This window comes from Verrucomicrobiia bacterium (assembly GCA_035460805.1).
Lineage (GTDB): Bacteria > Patescibacteriota > UBA1384 > CAILIB01 > CAILIB01 > DATHWI01.
On sequence record DATHWI010000004.1, the window covers coordinates 1 to 2,426 of the forward strand.

Below are 2,426 nucleotides of genomic sequence, written 5' to 3' on the forward strand. Positions count from 1 at the left end.
AATAGACAGGAAAGCAGGAAACGGAGGAAGAAGATCAGGCTTGCTTAACCACAAAGACTCCAGGACACCAGGTTTCTAACCCGGATTTTCCAACTTCCTGTTATGGGTTGATCTTCATGCGCACCACTTCTAATCACACCCAATGAGGACGGCGGGTTAAGGATTAATAGAGGCATATCCGCCGCCGGAACAGGGGAAGCGACGTAATTCGCAATGGCTTCGTTAAGTTTCTTGGACCAGAGTGCTCGCCGTCTACAGGATACCCCAGGCGTCCTTCTTCAGGCTGTCCCTCGCCAACCCCGGTATCTGCAACAGATATGAGGGAGATGTGCATGAGTCAGAGTTAACCCTGATCATTTCATTAAATTGATTGCATTGATTTGTGTGACATCATACTCTGCCCGGCAATACTGGAAAATTTCTTGTCTCAGTCCCATTCACAGCTTTCCTGCGACTGCTCTATATGCCGTTGATGCTTCTTGTAATAATTGTATTCGGGCTGGGACTGGGGGGCACATTATGGAGAGGGCTGGATAATCCCAACAGTGTGCGCACGATGACGGTAGAGCAGTTTTATAAGGAGACGCCGCAGCCTGTCCGGGGCTTTGTGGAGCTGACGGATGGCGAACTGGATATGAGCACCTCCGTGCTCTACCTTAAGGGCACCGAACTGTGCCTCTACATTCCCCTGAAGCCCCGTGGTGCTCCTGTTGAAAAGGCGAAGGTGTTGGTGGTTAACGACAATAAGGTGGATGTCGCCTTCTACACTGAGATGCGCAGGAAGGCGAACAAGCCCGATCTCGCGGAGTGGACCGCCAAGAACCAGGACAAGCTGCTGCGCCCCGTGGCTTCACTGAAGGGCAGGCTGGCCAAGCCGTATAACAAGGTGAAAGACGCCGTGGAGGCCGCGAAGCAACCTATTACTGCGGATTTTATCACGCTGGATCCCAATGGGGCCGCGGACATGCGCCTCACTTTCTGGGCCGCGCATATTTTGCTTGGCGCCGGCATTACCGCTTCTGTTTTCTTTATGGCCTATGTAGTCATTGGGCCGAAAACAGATCTGCTGGGTGTACAATGGCGCAAAGACAAGCGCGGAATCATTGGCTCTGCAGGACTTACGGACGAGGAGTTTTTTAGCTCGCTCCACAACGGTACGGGACGGGTAGTCGACTACAGCTATACCTTGTCTGCGATCGCTGTTTCCATGGGTTTGCATTCCGGCCTGCACTACAGGAGGAGCTATCTCGCAGGGGTGCTGCAGAGTCTGCCCTACTCGTTCGTCAGCCTGTTCTTCGGCTGGTGGGGATTTCCCTGGGGGCCGCTCTTCACGATCAGTGCTCTGGGCATTAACCTGACCGGTGGAAACAACAAAACGAAGGAGTTTCTGGACGATGTGGCCACACTGGCCAGGGGCGAAACTATAAAGCGGCCTCGCAGATCCTTTTTCCCCTGGTAAAGCAGGAAAGCTTCAGCAAAGGCATTGCCACTTAACGTGTTACAATGTAGCCTGGAAGGCTTTATAAGAATCAGCTTCGCTTAACCTGCCGATCTTCATGCCCTTTTTGTTGGTTATTCTCATTCTGGTTGGACTATGCAGCGGAGCTACGTATCTGGGATCAGGAGAAGATCCCAAAGACGCTCGTACGCTGACGGTTGATCAATTTTACAAAGAACCGGTGCAGCACCACGGCTTTGTGGTTCTGACCGAGGGCCAGCTCAATCTCCTTTACGCCCAGCTTTTCACCAAAGACGACAACTATACGCTCTATATTCCACTGGTACCGCTGGGTTCTTATCAGGAGGACGCGAAGGTTTTAGTGAAGTCCACGAACGAAGCGGATATTCGGCTGGCTCGGGAGATGCTGACTCTAACTGCTGACAATTACGAGGAATGGCGGGACAAAAATCATGATAAGCTGCTGAGGGCGGCACCCCGCGTGTCAGGTAAGCTGGAGAAACCCGGCTATGCCGTCAGCGAGCTTTCCAGGGAGCGTAATAACCTCATTGATGCCAAGGTTGCGACGCTGGATACCGAGGCAACCAGCACCATGCAGTCGAGCTTCATCTGGGGATGTGCTTTCCTGGGCATGGGCACCTGCGCCTCGTTGCTCTTTCTGGTTTATGTCATTGGCCCTAAAACGAAACTGCTGGGCAAGTGGTACCTTGAGGATAGGCGCGGCATCATTGGCTCTGAGGGAATCAGTGACGAAGACATGCTGAAATCCCTGAGCAGCGGCTCCGGCAAGCTCGTTCTATATGCCTATACATTTTCGTTCGGTATTGCCACCATACAATACAATTCCCCACCGCACTATCAGACCAGCTATACAGCTTCGATTATACAAAGCCTGCCCTATAGTTTTGTCACTCTCTTCTGCGGCTGGTGGGGATTTCCCTGGGGGCCTGTGTATACACTTAGCGCC

At 52.6% G+C, this 2,426-nt stretch carries 2 protein-coding genes; both read left to right on the forward strand.

The annotated features are described in order from the left end of the window. Positions 1–556 precede the first annotated feature (556 nt). Positions 557–1,459, forward strand: coding sequence for a hypothetical protein (locus VLA04_00055; protein ID HSI20107.1), 903 nt, complete (start codon positions 557–559; stop codon positions 1,457–1,459). 97 nt (positions 1,460–1,556) lie between these two features. Next, positions 1,557–2,426 (forward strand): hypothetical protein (locus VLA04_00060; protein ID HSI20108.1); only part of this gene is annotated, 870 nt, incomplete at its 3' end.